The organism is Caballeronia jiangsuensis (assembly GCF_046030135.1).
Lineage (GTDB): Bacteria > Pseudomonadota > Gammaproteobacteria > Burkholderiales > Burkholderiaceae > Caballeronia > Caballeronia jiangsuensis.
Genome location: NZ_JAQQDB010000017.1, coordinates 81,883 through 104,145 on the forward strand (window position 1 = coordinate 81,883; position 22,263 = coordinate 104,145).

The following is a 22,263-nucleotide window of genomic DNA, read 5'->3' on the forward strand; positions in this document are numbered from 1 at the left end:
TCAATGCAGCGTCGGACCTGCGTCCTTGCGCGGCTCGTCGTCATCGTCATCGTCTTCGTCGACGACGTGCAGGCCGTCCGCGCCATGCGCGTGCTGATGCTGGATCTCGTCATCCGTGGCCGTGCGCACTTCCTGCACCGACAGCGCGAAACGCAGCGCCATGCCCGCGAGCGGATGATTGCCGTCGAGCACGACTTTGTCCTCGGCGACGTCGGTTACGGTGTAGATGAGCGAGTCGATGTCGTCATCGCCATCTTCGGGCGTGCCTTCAAACTGCATGCCGACTTCGAGCGGCTCGGGAAAACGGCTGCGCTCCTCGACCTTCACGAGTTCGGGATCGTATTCGCCGAACGCATCCTGCGGTTCGAGCTGAATGAGCGTTTCATAGCCCGCCTCCTGACCGTCGAGCGCTTCCTCGATCTTGGGGAACGTGCCATCATAGCCGCCGTGCAGATAGACCATCGGCTCGTCGCTCTCCTCGATCAGATTGCCTTGCGCATCCGATAGCTTGTAAGCGACCGAAACGACAGTGTCTTTCGCAATTTTCATTGGATCCTCCAAGATACAAGCCTCGATTATACGATGCCCAAGCGGCCCTCTGACGCAACCCCATCCCCGGTTTCCGGCCTTCTCGCGCATAGTGGCGCGCCTTTGCCGGACGAACCCACATCCTTGTTGGGCAACCGTACGCCGCGACAGTTCATGCGACGTTACTGGCAGAAAAAACCGCTGCTGATCCGGCAAGCCATTCCCGATATCGCCGCTCCGCTCTCGCGCGACGCGTTGTTCGAACTCGCCGATCTCGACGACGTCGAGTCGCGTCTCATCACACATTTTCGCAATACATGGAATCTGGAGCACGGTCCGTTCGCGCCCGACGAATTGCCTTCGTCGAAGAAACGCGAATGGACGCTGCTCGTGCAGGGCGTGAATCTGCATGACGATCGCGCGCACGCGTTGATGAACCGGTTCCGCTTCATTCCGGACGCACGTCTCGACGACCTGATGATCTCGTATGCGACCGATGGCGGCGGTGTCGGACCGCACTTCGACTCTTATGACGTGTTTCTGCTCCAGGTTCATGGAAAGCGCCGCTGGCGCTTTGGCGCACAGCGCGATCTTTCGCTAAAACCCGGACTGCCGTTGAAAGTTTTACAGCACTTCGAGCCCGCGGAAGAATGGGTGCTGGAGCCCGGCGACATGCTCTATCTGCCGCCGCATATCGCGCACGACGGCATCGCGGAGGGCGAATGCATGACGGCGTCGATCGGCTTTCGCGCGCCCTCCGCGCACGAGCTCACGGCGCAGTTCCTCTATCATCTCGCCGAGCGCATGGGCGACGCATCCGATGGTCCCAAAGGCAACGCCCGCTATCGCGATCCGGCGCAGGAACCCGTGTCTAGTCCGGCGGCGCTGCCGCCGCTACTCATCGACCGTGTTGGCGCGATCCTTGCGAACGTCAACTGGAATGAAAAGGACATTGCGGCGTTTCTGGGCACGTATTTGAGCGAGCCGAAAGCGAACGTCGTATTCGATCCGCCCGAGCGCGTGTTGAATGAGCAAAAATTTGTAGAGCGAGCGAAAAAAACGGGCGTCAGGCTAGATAGAAAGACTATTTTGCTCTATGACGCGCGGTCATTTTTCGTAAATGGTGAAGCCGAACTGTTGTCGTCAAAGCTGAAAAAGTGGCTCCCCGAATTGGCGGATACTCGCTGTCTGGAGGCGAAACGCTTTGTAACACTTACAGACGAATCGTCAATGACAGCGCTGCTGCACGAATGGTATTGTGCGGGCTGGCTTCGGACGGGTGCTTTGCCTTGACAGGCTTGACTTTACGAGACTTCCTGACACGCTGCGGATGTTAGAATTTTGCTGTTCCGCAATATGAAAGTTTGTATGAGAAAGACAACGTATCGTCCCCCGATTTATCGACGGTCGTTACGAAAGTGCCTATAATTTCCGGCCAAGCCGTAGGAAGTCTCACACAAAAAAGAATTGTGAGTCTCCACAGCGGCCCAGGTCGGTGTTGGAGCACACATTACCGGTACTTTGCGCTGTTGCTTACCTTTAACCATAAAAGGACGTGATCATGAAGAAATCCCTCCTCGTAGCATCCCTGTTGGCTGCTGTTGCTCTGGCTGCATGCAACAAGTCTAGCGAAACGGCTGCTCCGAGCGCTGCAAGCGATACGTCGGCTGCTTCGGCTCCGGCTGCTGCTGCTTCGGACGCAAACGCTGCTGCATCGAGCGCTTCGGCCGCTGCAAGCGATGCAGCTTCGGCTGCTGGCGCAGCTTCGGACGCTGCCGCTTCGGCTGCTGCTCCGGCATCGGGCGCAAGCCAGTAAGGCTTTTAGCCTATCGGCGCTGCGTTGCAGGCCGCTCGATGCGGTCCTGCAAACGAAAAAACCGGCTCTTGAGCCGGTTTTTTTGTATCTGCATTCTGTGCTCGTTCTAGAGCGTGAGCCAGTCGAACCCTTCGGCCTGAGTCGCCACGACGACATCAACCGCCGACGCGCCCAGCACGGCCGCAAGCGCTGCCTGCGCGAGATGCGGCAGATTGTTTTGCTGGCTGAGATGAGCGGCCACGAGATGACGCAGCCTGGAGCGGTCGAGCGACGCGAGAATGGCCGCCGCCGCTTCGTTGTTCAGATGCCCGTGCGTCCCGCCGATGCGCGCCTTGAGCGATGGCGGATAACGGCTCGCGGCGAGCATTTCGACGTCGTGATTGGATTCGAGCACGAGCGCATCACAGCCGCTCAGCACGCTCGTGATATGCGGCGTAGACACGCCGACATCCGTCAGCACGCCGAGACGGCAAGCGCCGTCCGAGAAGACGTATTGCAAGGGCTCGCGGGCGTCGTGAGGCACCGTGTACGGCATCACGTGCAGATCGCCGATGGCGACGCTCTCATCGCCCCACAGCACGTTCAATTCGACGTTGGCTTCATCGGCGCCGATCGCGCGCGCCGTGCCCCAACTCATGTGCAGCGGAATGGACCATCGGCGCGCGAGCGTCAATGCGCTGCCGATATGGTCCGTATGCTCGTGCGTGATGACGATGGCGTCCAGATCCTCGGCGCGGCAGTTCAGTCGCGCGAGACGGCGCTCGACTTCCTTCCCGGAGAATCCGCAATCGAGCAGCACGCGCGTCGTGGTCGTGCCGCTCGATGCCTCGACGAGCAACGCATTGCCCTCGCTGCCGCTGCCGAGACTGGCGAATCTCACAATGAACTCATCATCGGCTGACTAACGTGTTCGTCTAGTTCAACTGAGCATGCAGCAACGACACGATACGTTGCGCATCCGACGAGTTATCCGGCTGGCCATTCGCATCGACGACGCCGACCTGCGTCACCGAGTCTGCCTTCGGCCGGACGTTCACGAGGAACTGGCGCGTGGGCTTCGGCGTGTTGCTCGAGAAGAGCTTGCCGAAGAGACCTTCCTTCTTCAGCTCCGCCATGGAGTCCGAAAAATGGACGTAGTAGATGCCCTTGTCGCGATCGCGATTGTCGACCGTGAAGTTGGTGCGATCGAGCGCGAGGCCCACGCGCAGCCATGCACGATCGAACGGCTCGGCGAGATCGAGGGTGGAACCGCCCGCTGCCTGATCCACCGCCACCTTCGCGCCCGACGGACGCGCCTGCGCCATCAGCTTTTGCGATTGCGCTTCGGTCAGACCGAATTTCTGCATCAGCTTCGTGAGCACCGCGGCTTCGAGCTGCGGATTGCGCGGACGCGCTTCCCAGCGCGACGAAGTCTTGTCCTGCCCCGTCAGCACTTCTTCCATCGCGCTGTGCGTGACGGAGATGTCGGTCGAGCCGTCCGATGCGCGGTCGACTTGCGTGCGGAACATGTCGCGCGTCCCCGACGAGTACGCGAAGTCGAGCAGCTTGCCCACGCTGTTTCTGAACCAGTCGTTCGGAATGTTCGCGCGGTTCTCGGCCCAGTCGGTCGCCATGATGCCGGTCTGCGGCGCATCGGTCTTGAGCGTGAAGCCGTTCTCTTCCCAGAACTCCTTGAGCGGCCCCCAGATCTGATCGGGCGAGCGGCCATCGACGACGAGCCAGCGGCGATCGCCGTCGCTTTCGATGTGCATGCCGAACGGATCCTGCGCGTTCGGCACGCCGAGCGTCGCGTTGCCGGCCGGCGTGACCGAGCGCTCCGCGGCGCCGCCGAGCGCGTTGATCTTCGGCGGCGCGGCATAGCGCTGACTGATGTCGGCCGTGGTCAGGTCGGACGGAACCGCGAGCGACGGCGCGGTTTCGGCAGCCTTGTAGTTGACGCGATCCGGCGCGAGCCAGTCGTTGAGCGTATCGCAACCCGCAAGCGAGATGAGCGCGCCGGCGCCGAGCGACACCACGCTCACGCGTTTGGCATGAGTAAGAAGAGCGGAAAGTTTCATGAGGTCCTTCTTTGCTGCTGATGACGCATTGCCTCGCGCCGAATCCGCTCTAGCCGAGCGGTTCAGCGAGGCCAATGTCGAAGCCAGTGAGCGGCGGTTGATGGCTGAAGGTGTGGTTCATTTCGATCACGGGCGGCGGCGCGGCCTTTCGATTCTTTGTGGCTTGGCGCGCCGCCACGTGTGATCAGGCGAGAAGCCCGGAGTCGCGCAACGCGTCACGCACCACGTCGTGATAACGCGCGTCGAGCGGCGTGAGCGGCAGACGGATGCCGCCTTCCATGCGGCCGAGCGCCTGCAGCGCCCACTTGGCCGGAATCGGATTCGATTCGCAGAAGAGTTGCTTATGCAGCGACAGCAGCTTCAGATGAATGCGGCGCGCGGTGATCGCATCGCCTTCGATCGCGGCGCGGCAGAGCTGGCTCATTTCCTTCGGCGCGACGTTGGCCGTCACCGAGATATTGCCGTGACCGCCCAGCAGCATCAGCGCGATGGCCGTGGGATCGTCGCCGCTGAAGATCGCGAAGTTCGCCGGCGCGTGCTTGATCAGATGCGCCGCGCGATCGATATTGCCCGTTGCTTCCTTCACGCCGATGATGCCCGGCACCTCCGCCAGGCGCAGGATCGTCTCGTTGCTCATGTCGGCAACGGTGCGGCCCGGCACGTTGTAAAGCAGCACCGGCAGATCGACCGCTTCCGCGATGGTGCGGAAATGGCGGTACATGCCTTCCTGCGTCGGCTTGTTGTAATACGGGACGACTTGCAGCGTAGCGTCGGCGCCGACTTTCTTTGCCTGCTTCGAGAGCTCGATGGCCTCGGCGGTCGAATTGCCGCCCGCGCCCGCGATGATCGGGAAGCGCTTGGCCGTGTGTTCGACGGCCGTCTGGATCATCAGGATGTGCTCTTCGACCGACAACGTGGCCGATTCGCCGCTGGTGCCGACCACCACGAGACCGTTCGAGCCTTGCTCGACATGCCAGTCGATCAGTTTTCGAAACGCCGGCAGATCAAGACTACCGTCCTCGTGCATCGGTGTGACGATGGCAGGGATGCTGCCGCGGATCTGGATGCCGCCGTGTGTTCCGTTTGTCATGAAACTCTATGAATTTAATCGTGAATTTAATCGCGAAAAGCGATATTACGCGATTGTAGCGGATTAGCCGGTCAGCGCGTAACGCGGCGGACCCGGGGGTATGTTACCAATGGTGAGCGCGTTTTCGGCTGACTGCGGTTCGCGAACGGCGCAAATCCGCTGCACATAGGCAGGACGCGGATCGTCGACGAATCCGTCCTCGTAAGCGATCACGCGCAGCCGCCCTCGCACCGCTTCGAGCAGTTCGCCGGGTTCGAGCAGAAACGCGGGATTCGACGGCTTGCCGATGCTGCCGTTGCCCGCGGCGAACGTCTCGTAGACCAGCACGCCGCCGGGCGCGAGCGCATCGATCAAGTGCCCGAACAGCGGTCGATGCAGATAGTTCGTGACCACGATTGCATCGAACGTTCGGTCGTCCGGCAGCGGCCAGGGCGCGTTTTCGATATCGGCGCTCAGCGTGTCGATGCCGGTTGTCGCGGACATCGATGCCAGCGCGTCTGCGTCGCGGTCGATGGCCAGAACCGGAAAACCGCGTGCCGCGAACCAGCGCGCGTGGCGCCCGCTACCCGCGGCGACGTCGAGCACCGCGCCGCCGGGCGCAACGAGATGCGCCCAGCGCGCGACCCACGGACTCGGCACCCCTTCCATCAGTTGTAGGACAGGCCCATGGCCTCGCGCACGTCGCGCATCGTTTCCGTGGCGAACTTGCGCGCCTTGTCGCAGCCATCCGCGACGATCGCGCGCAACAGCGACGGGTCGTCCATGTACTTCTGGGCGCGCTCGAGCATCGGCTGCTGCTCGCGCAGGATGCCTTCGATCACCGGCTGCTTGCATTCCAGGCAACCGATGCCCGCGCTGCGGCAGCCCTTCTGCACCCATTCGTGCGTCTTTTCGTCCGTATAGACCTGATGCAGTTGCCAGACAGGGCATTTGTCGGGATCGCCCGGATCGTTGCGCCGCACGCGCGCCGGGTCGGTCGGCATCCTGCGGACCTTCTGCTCGATGGTCGCCGCATCCTCGCGCAAGCCGATGGTATTGCCGTAGGACTTCGACATCTTCTGCCCGTCCAGCCCCGGCATGCGCGACGCTTCGGTCAAGAGCACCTGCGGCTCGACGAGAATGATCTTGCGCGAACCTTCCAGATAGCCGAACAGCCGCTCGCGGTCGCTCATCGACAGGCTTTGCGACTCCTGCAGCATCGCGCGCGCTTGTTCGAGCGCTTCGTCGTCGCCTTCCTGCTGATACGCGACGCGCAACTCGTGATAGAGCTTCGCGCGCTTGCCGCCGAGCTTCTTCGCGGCTTCCATCGCCTTTTCCTCGAAGCCCGGCTCGCGGCCGTACAGGTAGTTGAAGCGGCGCGCGATCTCGCGCGTCATCTCGACGTGCGGCACCTGATCCTCGCCGACCGGCACGAGCGACGCGCGATACAGCAGGATGTCCGCCGCCATCAGCACCGGATAGCCGAGGAAGCCGTAAGTGGACAGATCCTTCTCGCGCAGCTTCTCGATCTGCTCCTTGTAGGTCGGCACGCGTTCGAGCCAGCCGAGTGGCGTGCCCATGCCGAGCAGCAGCGACAGCTCCGCGTGCTCGGGCACACGGCTCTGGATGAAGAGCGTCGCCTGCGCCGGATCGATGCCCGACGCCAGCCAGTCGATGAGCACCTCCCACACGTTTTTCTCGATGACCTCGGGCGTCTCGTAGTGCGTCGTGAGCGCGTGCCAGTCGACCACCGCGAAGAAGCACGGATATTCAGACTGCAGCCGCACCCAGTTTTTCAGCACGCCGTGATAGTGGCCGAGGTGCAGCGACCCGGTGGGCCGCATGCCGGAGAAGATACGGTCAGGGAACATGATGTTATGGGAATAGTGAAGCGAGGGGATTCAGGATAGCCGACACCGCCGTATAGCCGACGTTCACGAGCGGCCCGAGCCAGTAGCGCGTCAGCACGCCGGTCACGACGAGCGCCATCACGATGAAGAAGCCGTACGGCTCGAGCTTCGAAAACGCGATCGACGCGCGCACCGGCAGGAGCGCCATGACGACGCGGCCGCCGTCGAGCGGCGGCAACGGGAAGAGATTCAACACGCCGAGCACGAGATTCACGCCGACGCCCGCGGCCGCCATGCGCGTGAAGAACACTTCGTCGACGTGAAAGGCCGCGAGCAGCACCGCGATCACGCCCCAGACGATCGCCTGCACGAAGTTGCTGCCGGGGCCCGCCGCGGCGACCCACAGGCTGCCCCAGCGCGGATTGCGCAGATTGCCGAACGCCACCGGCACGGGCTTCGCGTAGCCGAACATGAACGCGCCGCTCGTCACGAAGTACAGGACGATCGGAATCACGATCGTGCCGATAGGATCGATATGGCGCATTGGGTTCATGGAAACGCGGCCCAGAACGTAGGCCGTGTTGTCGCCGAGCAGTCGCGCGGCATAACCGTGCGCGGCCTCGTGCAGCGTGATCGCGAAGATCACGGGGAGCGCGTAGACCGCGATGGTTTGTATCAGGGAAGAGTCCATGGGGCGGTATTGTAGCAAGCAGGCAGGTCGGATCAGACGCGCACGACGGCGCCGGGCGCGCACTATTTCGCCCATGATGTGCGATAACGCTCGATCGGGTCGTGTGCCCGTGTACGCTACTGCGCGGCGCTTACGCCGTGAGCCCGAACGGTTCGAGACTGCCTCTCCCCGCGCGCACGAGCACTGGCTCCCCCGATGAAAGATCGATCACCGTCGACGGCTCCGCCGGGCACGCGCCCGAATCGATCACGAGCTCGACCTGCTTCTCCAGCCGCTCGCGAATCTCTTCGGGATCGTTGAGCGGCTCGGTGTCGGGCGGCAGGATCAGCGTCGACGCGAGCAGCGGCTCGCCGAGCGCCTCCAGCAGCGCGAGCGTGATCGCATGATCCGGCACGCGCAGCCCGATCGTCTTGCGCGACGGGTGCGAGAGCCGGCGCGGCACTTCCTTGGTCGCCTGCAGCACGAACACGTAGGGCCCCGGCGTCACTGACTTGATCAGCCGGTACTGCTGGTTGTCGACCATCGCGAAGTTCGAGAGCTCGGAAAGATCACGCACGAGCAGAGATAGCAGTTGTTTGTCGTCGATGCCGCGAATGCGCCGCAATCGCTCGACGGCGTCCTTGTCGTCGAGATGACAGCCGAGCGCGTAGCTCGAATCCGTCGGCAACGCGACGACACCGCCGTCCTTGATGATCTGCACGGCCTGATTGATGAGCCGTGGCTGCGGATTGTCCGGATGAATGCGAAAAAATTGAGACATGGCGACGCCTTATTGTTTCGATCGTAATCGCGAAGGCCCGGCGCGGCGCGAATCGCGCGCAGCCGCCTCACGCGATGTGCGTGCGGAAAATCCCGGTGATGCAAAGACCGTGCGCGCATCGAAAGGGCGACGCGCGCCGAAAAGAACGCTAAAGCCAGCGCGCCCAGACGGGCGTGAGATCGTCGGGAAGCGGCGGAAGCCGGCCGAGATCGACCCGCCCTTCGCCCGCGCCGTGGAAGTCCGAGCCGCGCGACGCCTCGAAGCCGTAGCGGCGCGCGACATCGGCGTATTCGCGGTATTGATCGGGCGTGTGACTGCCGGTCACGACCTCGATCGCACTGCCGCCGAGCTGGATGAATTCGTCGAAGAGCGCGGCGAATTCGACCGGCGTGTAATCGTAGCGTCCCGGATGCGCGATGATCGGCTCACCGCCCGCATCCTTGATCCACTTGACGGCGTCCGCGAGCTTCGCCCAGCAATGCCCGACGAAACCCGGCTTGCCGTCGCCGAGATAGCGCGCGAACACGTCCGAGGTGGACTTCGCGTAACCCGCCTCCACCAGATATCGCGCGAAGTGCGTGCGCGAAATCATGTCGGGATCGTCGGTGAAGCGCAGCGCGTTCTTGTAGCAATCCGGAATGCCGATCGCCGCGAGCGCCTCGCCGATCGCTTCGCCACGCGCCGCGCGTCCGTTGCGCGTGCACTCGAGGCCCTTGAGCAGCGCCGCGTTGTCCGGATCGACGTTCATGCCGACGATATGCACCGTGCGCGACGCCCACGTCACCGAAATCTCGACGCCCGGCAGATAGTCCATCCCGAGCGCCTCGGCGGCCTTGCGCGCTTCGTGCTGCCCGCCGAGCTGATCGTGATCCGTGAGCGACCACAGCGTCACGCCGTTCGCATGCGCGCGCTCCGCGACTTCGGCGGGCGCGAACTGGCCGTCGGACACGGTGGAATGGCAATGCAGATCGGCGTTCATTTTCGGCTCTGAGGTTTCACTTACATTCTAACTGTAATGGCATGACACGCCGATTATGTAGTTCCTTCGTACCGTGGCGCGGCGCTCACGCGCAGAACGATTCGATCAGCGCCGCGACACGCTCCGGCTGGTCGTGATGGATCATGTGCCCGGCGCCGTCGACGATTTCCTCGCGCCAGTCGGAGAAAGCGGCAAAGCGCGCCTTGAACTCGGCGATGGGCGTCTGTCCCGCGAAGGTGGCAAGCGTCGGCGAGTCCTTCGCCTCGACATGCAGCACCGGCGCCGTGACGCGCGCCCAAGCCGCGCTCACTTCGTCCAGCCGATACAACGTCGGTCCACGCAACTTGTGCGCCGGATCGGCAAGCAGATGAAAGCGCCCGTCGCTTTCCTCGCGCGACCAGTGCTGCGCGAGATAGCGCGCGCGGGCGAGCGGCAGGCGCGGATTCGTGCGGATCAGCCGGTCGGCGACTTCATCGAGGCTCGCATAGCTGCGCAGCGTGGGCGGCGTGCGCAGATCGTCGAGCCATTGCGCGATGCGCCCCGGCGACTGCGATGCGCGCGCCGCTGGCAGCCCGAAGCCTTCGAGATCGACCACGCGCCGCACGCGCTCGGGCCGCACGCCCGCGTAAAGCAGCGCGACGTTCGCGCCCATGCTGTGGCCGACCAGATTCACCTGCGTGCCGCGCGAGAAGTGATCGAGCAGCAGGTCGAGATCGGCGAGATAGTCGGGAAAGTAGTAATGCCCGCCGCCCTTCTCCGCGATGGGCCAATCCGACAGCCCGAAGCCGCGCGCGTCGGGCGCGAGCACCTGCCAGTCGCCGGCGAGGGCATCGACGACGAACTGGAACGACGCGCTCATGTCCATCCAGCCGTGCAGCATGAAGAGCATCGGGGCGTCGGGCGAGCCCCAGCGGCGCACGTGCAGACGCACGCCGCGCGCATCGACGAATTCGGAGCGCGATTCTTTCATGATGTCGTTTCGGATGAAAAGGATGATCGTTCGATTATAGCGACGATGGCGGCGCCCTACTTCGCGTCGTCCAGCCCGGCGAGCGCGCGCAGTTCGGCTTCGTCGAAGCCGGCGTCGCGGCGCGCCTCGAAGTTGAACGGGCCGCGCAGCTTCGGCGCGTGGTATTGCGCGGCAAGGCGTTCGTAGGTCGTATGCGGATCGAGGCGCTGGCCGTCGCACAGAAAACGGAACCAGCGATTGCCGATCAGCACGTGGCCGATTTCGTCGTGCAGGATGACGTCGAGAATCGCCGCGGACGCGTGGTCGCCCGCCTGCGCGAGGCGCTTGCGAATCGGCGGCGATGCGTCGAGGCCCCGAGCCTCCAGCGTGCGCGGCACGAGCGCCATGCGCGCGAGCACGTCGCCGCGGGTGCGCTGCGCCATCTCCCAGAGGCCGTCGTGCGCCGGGAAATCGCCGTAGGCGTGGCCGAATTCGGCGAGGCGCGCGCTCAGCAGCGAAAAGTGATGCGCTTCCTCCGCCGCCACTTTCAACCAGTCGAGATAAAAATCATGCGGCATCGACGGGAATCGCCAGACGGCGTCGAGCGCGAGATTGATCGCGTTGAATTCGATGTGCGCGAGCGCGTGCAGCAGCACGGCGCGGCCCGCATCCGATTGCATGCCGCGACGCTTCAGCGACGACGGTTCCACGAGTTCCGGGCGTTTCGGCCGACCGGGCAGATCGCCGGGTTCATCGAGCGTGACGTTCGGATCGATGCGCGACGGTTCCACCCGCGTCGACTCGAACAGCAGGCGGGCGCGCGCCGCTTTCGTCGCGGGCTCGCGCTCGCGCAGGATGGCGAGCGCCGCGCGGCGCGCGCAGGCGTTCGCTTCGGTGGTGGGAATGGCAGAGTCGTGCATCGAACTATCTCGAAAACAGGCGCGCAACGGAGCAGTCCAGCGGACGCTTACGGCAAACAGCTAAAATGGTAATCCCGGCGGACGCCGCACATCGCGTAACAATCGGCGCAACGACGGCATCGACCGTCAAGCCGCACCGGCAGGCGCGCATTTTAGCGCCCCCCGCCCCACTCTTACGACACCACGCCTCAGGAGACAATGTGGCCATCTACAAACTCGGCGACGACGCCCCGACCATCCACGAAAGCGTGTTCCTGGCGGACACCGCGACCATCATCGGCCGCGTGACGCTGGAGGAAAACACGAGCGTCTGGCCCGGCGCGTCGCTGCGCGGCGACAACGAGCCGATCGTCGTCGGGCGCGGCAGCAACGTGCAGGAAGGCGCGGTGCTGCATGCGGACCCCGGCTTTCCTCTGACGATCGAGCAAGATGTCACCGTCGGCCATCAGGCGATGCTGCACGGCTGCACGGTCAAGGAAGGCTCGCTGATCGGGATTCAGGCCGTGGTCTTGAATGGTGCGGTGATCGGCCGCAATTGTCTGGTTGGCGCGGGCGCCGTCGTCACCGAAGGCAAGGTGTTTCCGGACGACACGCTGATTCTCGGCGCGCCCGCGAAAGCGGTCCGGGAAATCGGCGAGGCGGACATCGCCCGCATGCGCGCCGCCACGGCAAGCTACGCCGACCGGCGCGAATACTACAAGGCGCAGCTCGTGCGCATCGGCTGAGACCCGGAAGAGCGGGCGAGCCTCAACACCCAAGGAAGAGTTGTGAACGACCAGTTGCAGAAATTCATGTTCAACGCGGCGCCGGTGCGCGGCGAGATCGTCTCATTGCGCCACACATGGCAGGAAGTGCTCGCGCGCCGCTCGTATCCCGCGGCCGTGCGCAACGTGCTCGGCGAGATGATGGCCGCATGCGCGCTCTTGTCCGCGAACCTCAAGTTCGACGGCACGCTCGTCATGCAGATCTACGGCGACGGCCCGGTGAAGATGCTGGTCGTGCAGTGCGATTCCCATCTCTCTCTGCGCGCCACCGCGAAGCTCGCCGAAGGCGCGGAGCGCGAGCTGGAAAACGAGATGTCGCTCGCCGATCTGCTGAATCGTCACGGGCGCGGGCGCTGCGTCATCACGCTCGATCCGGCCGACAAGAAGCCGGGACAGCAGCCGTATCAGGGCATCGTGCCGCTGTCGGGCGAGCACGGCCCGCTTGCGTCGATGGCCGAGGTGCTCGAGCACTACATGCATCACTCCGAGCAGCTCGACACGCGCCTGTGGCTCGCCGCCGATACGGATCGCGCCGTCGGCATGCTCCTGCAAAAGCTGCCGGGCGATGGCGGCATCGTTCCGCATCCGGGCGAGCACGACGCGGACACCTGGCAGCGCGTCTGCCATCTCGGCAGCACGCTTTCGAACGAAGAATTGCTGAAGGAAGAACCGGATACGGTCTTCAAGCGCCTGTTCTGGCAGGAAAACGTGCAGCATTTCGATCCCGCGCCCGCGCGCTTCCAGTGCACCTGCTCGCGCGAGAAAGTCGGCGGCATGCTCAAGATGCTGGGCCGCGAGGAAGTCGATGGCGTCATCGAAGAGCGCGGCAATGTCGAAGTGCATTGCGAGTTCTGCAATCAGCGGTACGACTTCGACGCCGTCGACGTGGCGCAACTTTTTGTCGCAAAAGAACTCTCACAAGGCGTGAGTCCGGCGTCGGACCGGCGGCACTGAAACGCCGCGAAAGCCTTGTCCAGCGGAGCCTGCGCCGCACGCGCCCGGGGCTTTTCAAGCCCGGCGACCGTCCGGCGCGCCGCTTGCGAGCCAAGACTCACGACAGACCCCGCAAGCTATGATTGGTGCTCCTGTAAAGATGTCGGCCCGCTGGAGGTCGTAAATGAAAACCGCAACGCTCAACTGGAAATTGCTGCCGTGCCTTGCCGGCGTCGTACTCATCGCCGGCTGCATGATGGACCCGCCCGGCCCTTCACCGATCTATAGCCGTCTGCCCGATACGCCGCCCGCGCCCCAGCAGACGCTGACGTCGCAGCAGCAGATGGAACGCTACAACGCCATCGACAAGCAGGCGCTGAACGAATCGCAGCAGGCGGCTGCCGCCGGCAACGCGGCGAAGACGATGTCGCAGTTCTATTCGCCCGCGCCGGTTTCGGTCTACGGCGGCTATTCGAGTGGCGGCTGGGGCGGCCCGTACTGGGGAACCGGCGTCGGAGTCGGCACCTGGTGGTGATCGAAGCAGCGAGACGGTCAGCACAAACAAAAATAGCGCGGTCGATGACCGCGCTATTTTTTTGTTCCGATCGGCAGATCGGCAAGCCGCCGCGCTAATGCGCCGCGCCCTGCGGCTGTTTCTTCTTCGCTTCGGCTGCTTTTTCCTTCTGCGCCTTCTTGTCGAGATCGCGCAATTCCTGCTTAGAACGCGACACGGGATTCGGCACCACGCGCAGCGGCGCCGCCGAGACCTGACCGCGTGTCGAGCCGTTCATGCCCGGCACGTTCGCGGAATTGACGGGCGCATTCGAATTCGGCGCGACGAACTGCACGAACACCTCGCTGTCCTTCACCATGCCCATCTCGTAGCGCGCGCGCTCTTCCACGGCGGCAGTGCCGCTTTGCAGATCCTGCACTTCGCCCTGCACGCGCTCGTTGCGCAATCTCAGGTTCGTGTTCTTCTCCGTCTGCTGCGCGAGCTGCTGCTGCAATTCATGCACGCGCAGCCAGCCGCCGTGGCCCCACCAGAGCGGGTATTGGATCAGCACCAGCAACAGAACCAGAACGACAGTTACGAGCCGCATTCACGTAGCCGAAATAAGCGCCGCCCTGCGGCGAAATGCCGTGGGCGGCGGGCTTCAAAAGATGACGCTTCAAAGACGATTAAACGTCTTATCGACTAAAGCGGCAAAAGCTTTAGCGCAAGTTGTAGAACGCCGACTTGCCCGGGTAGCTCGCGATATCGCCGAGGTCTTCCTCGATGCGCAGCAGCTGGTTGTACTTCGAGATGCGATCGCTGCGCGACAGCGAGCCGGTCTTGATCTGCCCGGCATTCAGGCCGACGGCGATATCGGCGATCGTCGAATCTTCCGTCTCGCCCGAGCGGTGCGAGATCACAGCCGTATAGCCCGCGCGCTTGGCCATTTCGATTGCCGCGAAGGTTTCCGTCAGCGTGCCGATCTGGTTGATCTTGATGAGGATCGAGTTGGCGATGCCCTTCTCGATGCCTTCCTTCAGGATGCGCGTGTTGGTGACGAAGAGATCGTCGCCGACGAGCTGGATCTTCTTGCCGAGCTTGTCGGTCAGGATCTTCCAGCCTTCCCAGTCGCTTTCGTGCATGCCGTCTTCGATCGACACGATCGGGAATTTGTCCGCGAGCGTAGCCAGATAGTCTGCGAATTCGCTCGACGACAGTTGCAGGCCTTCGCCCGCGAGCTGGTACTTGCCGTCGTGGTAGAACTCGCTCGCCGCGCAGTCGAGCGCGAGCAGCACGTCTTCACCGGCGCGATAACCGGCCTTCTCGATAGCCTGCAGAATCGTCGACAGGCACTCGTCGTTGCTGCCGAAGTTCGGCGCGAAGCCGCCTTCGTCGCCCACGGCGGTGCTCATGCCGCGATCGGCGAGAATCTTCTTGAGCGCATGGAACACTTCCGCGCCGCAGCGAAGCGCTTCGCGGAAAGTCGGCTGGCTGACCGGGACGATCATGAATTCCTGGATGTCCAGGCTGTTGTTCGCGTGCGCGCCGCCGTTGACGATGTTCATCATCGGCACCGGCAGTTGCATCGCGCCCGAGCCGCCGAAGTAGCGGTACAGCGGCAGGCCGGCTTCTTCAGCGGCGGCCTTGGCGACGGCCATCGACACGGCGAGCATCGCGTTCGCGCCGAGACGCGATTTATTCTCCGTACCGTCGAGCTCGAGCAGGGTCTTGTCGAGGAAAGCCTGTTCCGAGGCGTCGAGGCCCATGATGGCTTCGGAAATCTCGGTGTTGATGTGTTCGACGGCCTTCAGCACGCCCTTGCCGTTGTAGCGGCCGGCTTCGTCGTCACGCAGTTCGATGGCTTCGCGCGAACCGGTGGACGCGCCCGACGGAACCGCCGCGCGGCCCATCGTGCCCGATTCGAGCAACACGTCGCATTCGACGGTCGGATTGCCTCGCGAATCGAGAATCTCGCGGCCGATGATATCTACGATAGCACTCATGGTTTCCTCAAGAAATGACGATGAATTCTGTCAGTCACAACGAAGCGCGCCGCCTGTTTTTACACTTCGATACACGCGGCGGCACGCGCTTCACTGCTTCGCTCAGACCCTTTCGATGATCGCCGGTTCAGCGCCGGCGCAAAGAGCGGTCGTTTCGGGATAGCGATTCGATCCGCATCGCTTTCGTGGGGAGCGGGCGTGAGTCCCGCTGATCGGTGCGGGTACGCGCGTATCGCCCTGATGCGCGCCCTGACGCGTGCCGCACGCTCCTCCGTTGCTCCGGTCACTCCAGGTGACCTCTTATCGTGACACGGGCGCCGATGAAGACGCCCGCGCCGCACTTCTTTTGTGCCGCAGATGCTCAGTTGAAATCGTTCTCGAGGAACGAGCCGCTCTTCACCGCGCGATCGATGGTGATGAGCGTCTTGAGCAGCGCTTCCATGTGATGCAGCGGCACCGCGTTCGGACCGTCCGACTTCGCGCATGCCGGGTCCGGATGCGTCTCCATGAAGAGACCCGCGACGCCCGTCGCGACCGCCGCGCGCGCGAGCACCGGAACGAACTCGCGCTGACCGCCCGAACTCGTGCCCTGCCCGCCCGGCAACTGTACCGAATGCGTTGCGTCGAACACGACCGGCGCATTGGTTTCGCGCATGATCGCGAGCGAGCGCATATCGGACACGAGGTTGTTATAGCCGAACGACACACCGCGCTCGCACGCCATGAAACGGTCTTCCGACAGACCCGCTTCACGTGCCGCGTCGCGCGCCTTGTCGATCACGTTCTTCATGTCGTGCGGCGCGAGGAACTGGCCCTTCTTGATGTTCACCGGCTTGCCCGAGCGCGCGCACGCGTGGATGAAATCGGTCTGACGGCACAGGAACGCGGGCGTCTGGAGAACGTCCACCACCGATGCGACCGCTTCGATCTCGTGCTCCGCGTGCACGTCCGTGAGAACCGGCACGCCGAGTTGCTTCTTCACTTCGCCGAGAATGCGCAGCCCTTCGTCCATGCCGAGGCCGCGAAACGACTTGCCCGAACTGCGGTTCGCCTTGTCGTAAGACGACTTGTAGATGAACGGCACGCCGAGCTTCTCGGTCATTTCCTTGAGGCGCCCGGCGACGTCGATCGTCATTTGCTCCGATTCGACGACACACGTGCCTGCGATCAGAAAAAACGGCTTGTCGAGACCGGCTTCGAAGTGACAAAGCTTCATGCTTGCGCTCCCGCGGTCGCCGCAGCCCTGGCGGGCGCCTTCGCATCGCCGGATTCGGCGTGCGCGCGCGCCGCTTCGACGAACGCCTTGAAGAGCGGATGCCCGTCGCGCGGTGTCGACGTGAATTCAGGGTGGAACTGCACGCCGACGAACCACGGGTGCAGCGACTGCGGCAACTCCATCATTTCGGGCAGATCCTCGCTCGGGGTACGGGCGCTGATGATAAGCCCGCCGGCCTCGAGCTGGGGCACGAAACGGTTATTGACTTCATAACGGTGACGATGACGCTCGTTCACATCGGTGCCGTAGATGCGTCCGGCCATCGTGCCGGGCTTGATCGGGCACTTCTGCGAGCCAAGGCGCATGGTGCCCCCGAGATCCGACTCTTCGTTGCGCTTCTCGATACGGCCCGCGCGGTCGTACCACTCGGTGATGAGCGCGACGACCGGGTTCTTCGTGTCCTGATCGAACTCGGTGCTGTTCGCATCGGCGAGACCGGCGACATCGCGCGCGAATTCGATCACCGCGAGCTGCATGCCCAGGCAGATGCCGAGATACGGCGTCTTCGATTCGCGTGCGTATTTGATCGCCTTGATCTTGCCTTCCGTGCCGCGCCGGCCGAAACCGCCCGGAACGAGCACGGCGTCGAGATGCTTGAGCGCATCGGTGCCTTCGGCGTCGATCTGCTCGGAATCGATGTACTCGATATTGACCTTCGTCGACGTGTGAATCGCGGCGTGACGCAGCGCTTCGATCAGCGACTTGTACGACTCGGTCAGCTCGACATACTTGCCGACCATGCCGATGGTCACTTCGCTCTTCGGGTTCTCGAGCTTCTCGACGAGGTTCGACCACATCGACAGATCGGCCGGCGGCGGCGAAAGCTTGAGCGCTTCGCAGATGATGTCGTCGAGGTGCTGGTCGTTGAGCATCTGCGGAATCTTGTAGATGCTGTCCGCGTCCCACACCGAGATCACGGCGTCTTCGGGCACGTTCGAGAACATCGAGATCTTGGCGCGCTCGTCGTCCGGAATCGGGCGGTCCGCGCGGCACAGCAGCACGTTCGGATAGATACCGATTTCGCGCAGCTTCTGCACGCTGTGCTGCGTGGGCTTGGTCTTCAGCTCGCCCGCGGTCGCGATGAAAGGCACGAGCGTGAGATGCACGAAGCACGCGCTGTTGCGACCCATGCGCAGGCTCATCTGACGCGCGGCTTCGAGGAACGGCAGCGACTCGATGTCACCCACCGTGCCGCCGACTTCCACGATCGCGACATCCGGCTGACCGCATGTCGCCGCTGCGGCGCCACGCTCGACGAAAGCCTGGATTTCGTTGGTGATGTGCGGAATGACCTGCACCGTCTTGCCCAGATATTCGCCGCGGCGTTCCTTGCGGATCACCGATTCGTAAATCTGGCCCGTGGTGAAGTTATTGGCCTTGCGCATCTTCGTGCTGATGAAGCGCTCGTAGTGGCCGAGGTCGAGGTCGGTCTCCGCTCCGTCTTCCGTCACGAACACTTCGCCGTGCTGAAACGGGCTCATCGTGCCGGGGTCGACGTTGATGTAGGGATCGAGCTTGAGGAGAGTGACTTTCAGACCGCGCGATTCGAGGATCGCGGCGAGGGAGGCGGCGGCAATACCCTTGCCAAGGGACGAAACTACGCCGCCGGTGACGAATACATATTTGGTCATCGCTAGATGCTCGCGGGAAAAACGGATTATACCGTAAAGGCAGGTTCCCACGAAGCGCACCAGACGCGGAGATTGACTACAAAACCGCGCTTTTCCACGTCATTTTTGTGGAACGTCGCGCCGGCCGTTCGTCAAGGCCCGCATGCGTGCTCGTGCCCTTTTGAGCGCTTCGTCACGGCGATGGCTGCATCGCTTTAAGCAGGCGCTGCACTGCGCGCGCGGTGTCGATCGGGCGCTCCATCGGAAAGAGATGGCTGCCTTCCATCCATTCGATGCGCGCGCCCGCGATGCGCCGCGTCATGCCGAGCCCCACCTGCCGCACTTCGCGCGAACGCGTCCCCGCTATGAAGCCCACCGGCACCGGCACGCCGTGCGCGACACGCGCGCCGAGCGTGTGCGGCAGCGTGCGATAGATCAGATATTCGATATGACGATCGAATGCGAGCGAGCGAGCGCCGTTCGCATGCGTCTGCGGAATGCCGAAGTCGATGTAGTCCGCCAACATTCGCTCGTCCCAGCGCGCGAATGCGGGCTTCGACAGAAAGTGCCGCCACGCCTCGTCGCGGCTCGCCCATTGCGTGCGGCGTTTCCTGGTTGCGGCGGCGGGCGACAGGCGCTCGTCGAGTCCCGTCCATTGCGTGACGCGCAGGAGACTGCGCCGCCAGCCCGCGATCACGGGCGAATCGAGCATCACGACGCCCTTCACCCATTGCGGACGTTTCAGCGCGGCCATCAGCGACACATAGCCGCCGAGCGAATGCCCGACGAGCCATACCTTCGGATGCGCGTCGTCGGCTTCGCGTCGATAGCGGCTCATGTCATCGATGAGTTGATCGACGAGATACGGCCAGTCGCGCGTCACCGGAAAGCGCGCGTCGTGCCCGATGCGTTCGATGCTGCGAACTTCGTAATCGTCGGAAAGCTCCGCGAAAATCGTGCGATAGACCGATGCCGGAAAACCGTTCGCGTGCGAGAAATGGATGATGTCTTTCAAGCGTGTCTCTGTTTTTTCAGCGCGCCATCCAGTAGCGCGCGTGGCTTTGCCGGTAGCGCTCGAACGTGATCTGCGAACCGATTTCGCTGCGTGCCGCGCCGTCTTCATCACTGCGCGAAAGCGCGATATCGCGCATCTGGTAACGCGCGAACACGGTCGGGTGCGGATGGTGAAAGCGGTTGCGATAGCCTACCTGAAATATCGCCACGAACGGCCCGACAGAATCGAGGAAAGGCTCGGTCGATGAAGTGCGGCTGCCGTGATGCGGCACGATCAGCACGTCGGCGCGCAAGGCGTCGCGCTCGCGAGCGATCAGCGCGCGCTCGACATCCGCTTCGATATCGGCCGCGAACAGCGCCGCGCGCCCCGCCGCGTTCGTCACTCGAAGCACGCACGACTGATAGTTCGGCTTGCCCGAAAGCGGCCCCGGTTCGGGCCACAGCACGCGGAATTCGACGCCGTCCCAGGTCCAGCGCTGCCCCGCCGCGCAGCGCAGCGTTTGCGCGCCGCGTGCGCGCGCGTTCGGCCACAACGCATCCTTCGCGGGCAGCGACGCCAGAAACTGGCGCACGGCGATCGACTGCAATACGGCGGGCGCGCCGCCTGCGTGATCCGAATCCGAATGGCTGATGACGAGCGCATCGAGCGCGCGAATGCCCGCCGCTTGCAGATAAGGCACGACGATGCACTCGCCCGCGTGCGTCGATTCGGGGCCGGGACCGGCATCGAAGAGCAACGTGTGCCGCGCCGTCTCGACGACGAGCGCCGAGCCCTGCCCGATATCGAGCGCGGTCACCCGAAACGCACCGACGGGCGTCGGATGCGCGGCGGGAGCGAGGAGCGGCAGCCAGGTCAGCGGCGCGGCGAACCGCAGCGGCCAGCCGCGCGGCGCGAGCGCCCATGCGACGCCGATGCACGCCGCCGCGAGCGCGAACGCATCCGGCCGCGGCAAAACCCAGAGCGGCGACGGCACGGCATCGGCGAGGCGCGAGAGTCCGTCGCAGAGCAGCGAGAGCGCGGCATGCGCGGCGAGGAGCATCGGCGCATCGAGCGGCGCAGGAAGCAGGAGTCCCGCGAGCGTCGCGGGTGTCACGAGCACGCTGATCCACGGTATCGCGAACGCGTTCGCGAGCGGGCCGAGCAACGGAATCTGCGAGAACCAGTAGACCGTGAGCGGCGCGAGCGCGATCGTCACCGCGTATTGCACGCGCACGCTCGATGTGACGTGACGCCGGGCGCGGCGGCAAAATCGCGCGAAGGCCGGAAGCACTGTGCGTGTCGCCGAGTGCGCCGGGCGTTGCCCGACTTCGCTCGGATCGACGCGATCCCACTGATCGATGTCATCGCGATCTTCCGGCTGCGCGCGCGACTCGAATCGCCCCGCCGACGCGATCGCGTGCAGAATCGCCGCCACGGCGCAGAACGACAGCCAGAATCCCGGCGACGTCACCGCCCACGGATCGGCGACGAGCACGATCACGAGCGCCCACAAAAGCACGAGCGACGACGCGGGGCGCCGTCCGCAGAGAAACGCGACGGCGAGGATCAGCAGCATGCAGAGCGTGCGTTGCGCCGGCACGTTGAATCCGGCGAGCGCGGCATAGCAGGCGGCGAAGACGGCCGCACCGGCCGCGGCCACCTTGGGCGCGGCCGCGATCAGTGGCGCCGGCACGCCTCGCAGCCTCAGGCGCTTCCAAACGAAGCCGACGATCAACGCCGCCAGTCCCGCGACGAACCCGATGTGCAAGCCCGATATCGCGACGAGATGACTCGTGCCGGTCGCGCGCATGACGGCCCAGTCGGCATCGCTGACCGCGTCCTGCGCGCCCACCGCGAGCGCGACGATGATCCCGCGATGCGGCGCACGCCCGAGTACGTTTTCGATGCGATCGCGCATGCGCTCACGCAGACGGTCGATCATCAGACGCGGACCGGTTGCATCGGGACTCAGGCGGCGCGGCGCGTGCGCAGCCGACACATTGCCCGTCGCGCGAATGCCGCGTTCGAGCAGGCTCGCTTCGGCATCGCGCAGGCCGAAGTTCGCGTTGGCGTGGGCGCGTTTCAGACGCGCGGTCAGCGTCCATCGCTCGCCGGCGCGCAGTGTTGCGCGATCCGGCGACGGCCAGAGCAATCGCACGATGCTCGGAAAGTTGCGCAGACCCGCGCCGTTCGCTTCGACTTCGAAAAGAAAGCGCGTGCCGTCCGCCTGTTGCTCGGGAAGCCCGCGCACGAAACCCGTCAGCTCGATGTCGCGCTGCTCGTACGCGATGGGCAGTTGCTCGCGCAGCCGGACTTCGGCACGCATCGCGGCGTACGCGAAGCCGAGCGCACAAGCGCCGATTACGAAGCTCGCGATGCGCAGACGCGCCTTCATCGCGCCGAGCGTCATCGCAACGACGAACGCCGCGCAGACTGCGAACCACGCGATGCCATCCGGCAAGCGAGCCTGCTGCTGCAGGCCCCAGACGCCCAACGCAAATCCCAGCAGAATCGCCCGCACTTCTTCCTCTTCGTTTTCGTTGCCGCAGACGCACGCGCTTAGAGACGAAC

Annotated in this window: 23 protein-coding genes; 6 read left to right on the top strand and 17 right to left on the bottom strand. The window is 64.0% G+C overall.

The annotated features are described in order from the left end of the window. Entirely contained in the window at window positions 1-549 is a 549-nt protein-coding gene (locus PQR08_RS19520; protein ID WP_187608829.1) for an FKBP-type peptidyl-prolyl cis-trans isomerase, read from the bottom strand. 33 nt (window positions 550-582) lie between these two features. Here PQR08_RS19520 and PQR08_RS19525 point away from each other — a divergent pair, with 33 nt between their 5' ends. Together PQR08_RS19525 and PQR08_RS19530 are read left to right on the top strand one after the other, a co-directional pair. Continuing rightward, complete coding sequence (locus tag PQR08_RS19525; RefSeq protein WP_250483791.1) at window positions 583-1,821, top strand: cupin domain-containing protein; 1,239 nt, start codon at window positions 583-585, stop codon at window positions 1,819-1,821. A 268-nt stretch (window positions 1,822-2,089) separates the two neighbouring features. Continuing rightward, window positions 2,090-2,344 carry a hypothetical protein gene (locus PQR08_RS19530; RefSeq protein ID WP_074168913.1) on the top strand — a complete coding sequence of 85 codons (255 nt, stop codon included), beginning with the start codon at window positions 2,090-2,092 and terminating at the stop codon, window positions 2,342-2,344. A 106-nt stretch (window positions 2,345-2,450) separates the two neighbouring features. On the opposite strand, the gene PQR08_RS19535 is transcribed toward PQR08_RS19530, so the two are convergent. Together PQR08_RS19535 and bamC are read right to left on the bottom strand one after the other, a co-directional pair. After that, window positions 2,451-3,224, bottom strand: a complete 774-nt coding sequence (locus tag PQR08_RS19535; RefSeq protein WP_187608826.1) for an MBL fold metallo-hydrolase — start codon at window positions 3,222-3,224, stop codon at window positions 2,451-2,453. A 34-nt stretch (window positions 3,225-3,258) separates the two neighbouring features. Continuing rightward, window positions 3,259-4,401, bottom strand: coding sequence for an NlpB/DapX family lipoprotein (bamC, locus tag PQR08_RS19540; RefSeq protein WP_238214990.1), 1,143 nt, complete (start codon window positions 4,399-4,401; stop codon window positions 3,259-3,261). Here bamC and PQR08_RS19545 point away from each other — a divergent pair. Continuing rightward, the gene (locus tag PQR08_RS19545) at window positions 4,400-4,585 is read left to right on the top strand and encodes a hypothetical protein (protein ID WP_250483792.1); all 186 of its coding nucleotides are present in this window, start codon (window positions 4,400-4,402) and stop codon (window positions 4,583-4,585) included. The two genes, bamC and PQR08_RS19545, sit on opposite strands and share 2 nt — an antisense overlap. On the opposite strand, the gene dapA is transcribed toward PQR08_RS19545, so the two are convergent. The 8 genes from dapA to PQR08_RS19585 form a co-directional block, all read right to left on the bottom strand. Next, window positions 4,586-5,491 (bottom strand): 4-hydroxy-tetrahydrodipicolinate synthase, encoded by a 906-nt coding sequence (dapA, locus tag PQR08_RS19550; protein WP_035503060.1) that lies wholly within the window; start codon window positions 5,489-5,491, stop codon window positions 4,586-4,588. It abuts the gene before it with no gap. Window positions 5,492-5,554: 63 nt separating this feature from the next. After that, window positions 5,555-6,139 carry a class I SAM-dependent methyltransferase gene (locus PQR08_RS19555; protein WP_238214992.1) on the bottom strand — a complete coding sequence of 195 codons (585 nt, stop codon included), beginning with the start codon at window positions 6,137-6,139 and terminating at the stop codon, window positions 5,555-5,557. Beyond that, complete coding sequence (locus PQR08_RS19560; RefSeq protein ID WP_035503065.1) at window positions 6,139-7,341, bottom strand: tryptophan--tRNA ligase; 1,203 nt, start codon at window positions 7,339-7,341, stop codon at window positions 6,139-6,141. The genes PQR08_RS19555 and PQR08_RS19560 overlap by 1 nt, the downstream gene beginning before the upstream one ends. Window positions 7,342-7,345: 4 nt before the next feature. Next, on the bottom strand, window positions 7,346-8,011 hold the full coding sequence (locus PQR08_RS19565; protein WP_035503067.1) for a site-2 protease family protein: 666 nt from the start codon (window positions 8,009-8,011) through the stop codon (window positions 7,346-7,348). Window positions 8,012-8,141: 130 nt separating this feature from the next. After that, a complete protein-coding gene (locus PQR08_RS19570; protein WP_187608821.1) occupies window positions 8,142-8,771 on the bottom strand; it encodes an L-threonylcarbamoyladenylate synthase in 630 nt (209 codons plus the stop codon). 148 nt (window positions 8,772-8,919) lie between these two features. After that, window positions 8,920-9,750 (bottom strand): 3',5'-nucleoside bisphosphate phosphatase, encoded by an 831-nt coding sequence (locus PQR08_RS19575; RefSeq protein ID WP_250483793.1) that lies wholly within the window; start codon window positions 9,748-9,750, stop codon window positions 8,920-8,922. Window positions 9,751-9,835: 85 nt separating this feature from the next. Next, window positions 9,836-10,720 carry an alpha/beta fold hydrolase gene (locus PQR08_RS19580; protein WP_250483794.1) on the bottom strand — a complete coding sequence of 295 codons (885 nt, stop codon included), beginning with the start codon at window positions 10,718-10,720 and terminating at the stop codon, window positions 9,836-9,838. A gap of 56 nt (window positions 10,721-10,776) precedes the next feature. Further along, window positions 10,777-11,619 (bottom strand): ferritin-like domain-containing protein, encoded by an 843-nt coding sequence (locus PQR08_RS19585; RefSeq protein WP_250483795.1) that lies wholly within the window; start codon window positions 11,617-11,619, stop codon window positions 10,777-10,779. Window positions 11,620-11,819: 200 nt separating this feature from the next. Between PQR08_RS19585 and PQR08_RS19590 the strand changes: the two genes are divergently transcribed. The 3 genes from PQR08_RS19590 (at window position 11,820) to PQR08_RS19600 (ending at window position 13,851) form a co-directional block, all read left to right on the top strand. Beyond that, entirely contained in the window at window positions 11,820-12,344 is a 525-nt protein-coding gene (locus PQR08_RS19590; RefSeq protein ID WP_250483796.1) for a gamma carbonic anhydrase family protein, read from the top strand. A gap of 42 nt (window positions 12,345-12,386) precedes the next feature. Beyond that, window positions 12,387-13,337 carry an Hsp33 family molecular chaperone HslO gene (gene hslO, locus PQR08_RS19595; RefSeq protein ID WP_250483797.1) on the top strand — a complete coding sequence of 317 codons (951 nt, stop codon included), beginning with the start codon at window positions 12,387-12,389 and terminating at the stop codon, window positions 13,335-13,337. 163 nt (window positions 13,338-13,500) lie between these two features. Further along, a complete protein-coding gene (locus PQR08_RS19600) occupies window positions 13,501-13,851 on the top strand; it encodes a hypothetical protein (protein WP_250483798.1) in 351 nt (116 codons plus the stop codon). A gap of 94 nt (window positions 13,852-13,945) precedes the next feature. On the opposite strand, the gene ftsB is transcribed toward PQR08_RS19600, so the two are convergent. The 6 genes from ftsB to PQR08_RS19630 all read right to left on the bottom strand — a co-directional run bounded on the left by ftsB (window position 13,946) and on the right by PQR08_RS19630 (window position 22,213). Further along, window positions 13,946-14,416: a cell division protein FtsB gene (ftsB, locus tag PQR08_RS19605; protein ID WP_250483799.1), complete on the bottom strand. Its 471-nt coding sequence runs from the start codon at window positions 14,414-14,416 to the stop codon at window positions 13,946-13,948. A 112-nt stretch (window positions 14,417-14,528) separates the two neighbouring features. Then, window positions 14,529-15,812, bottom strand: a complete 1,284-nt coding sequence (gene eno / locus PQR08_RS19610) for a phosphopyruvate hydratase (RefSeq protein ID WP_187608813.1) — start codon at window positions 15,810-15,812, stop codon at window positions 14,529-14,531. 361 nt (window positions 15,813-16,173) lie between these two features. Beyond that, a complete protein-coding gene (gene kdsA, locus PQR08_RS19615) occupies window positions 16,174-17,028 on the bottom strand; it encodes a 3-deoxy-8-phosphooctulonate synthase (RefSeq protein ID WP_035503085.1) in 855 nt (284 codons plus the stop codon). Continuing rightward, entirely contained in the window at window positions 17,025-18,719 is a 1,695-nt protein-coding gene (pyrG, locus tag PQR08_RS19620) for a CTP synthase (protein WP_187608811.1), read from the bottom strand. Before pyrG ends, kdsA begins: the two co-directional genes overlap by 4 nt. A 172-nt stretch (window positions 18,720-18,891) precedes the next feature. Then, window positions 18,892-19,713 carry an alpha/beta fold hydrolase gene (locus PQR08_RS19625; RefSeq protein WP_250483800.1) on the bottom strand — a complete coding sequence of 274 codons (822 nt, stop codon included), beginning with the start codon at window positions 19,711-19,713 and terminating at the stop codon, window positions 18,892-18,894. A 16-nt stretch (window positions 19,714-19,729) separates the two neighbouring features. Beyond that, entirely contained in the window at window positions 19,730-22,213 is a 2,484-nt protein-coding gene (locus tag PQR08_RS19630; RefSeq protein WP_250483801.1) for a DNA internalization-related competence protein ComEC/Rec2, read from the bottom strand. Window positions 22,214-22,263 lie beyond the last annotated feature (50 nt).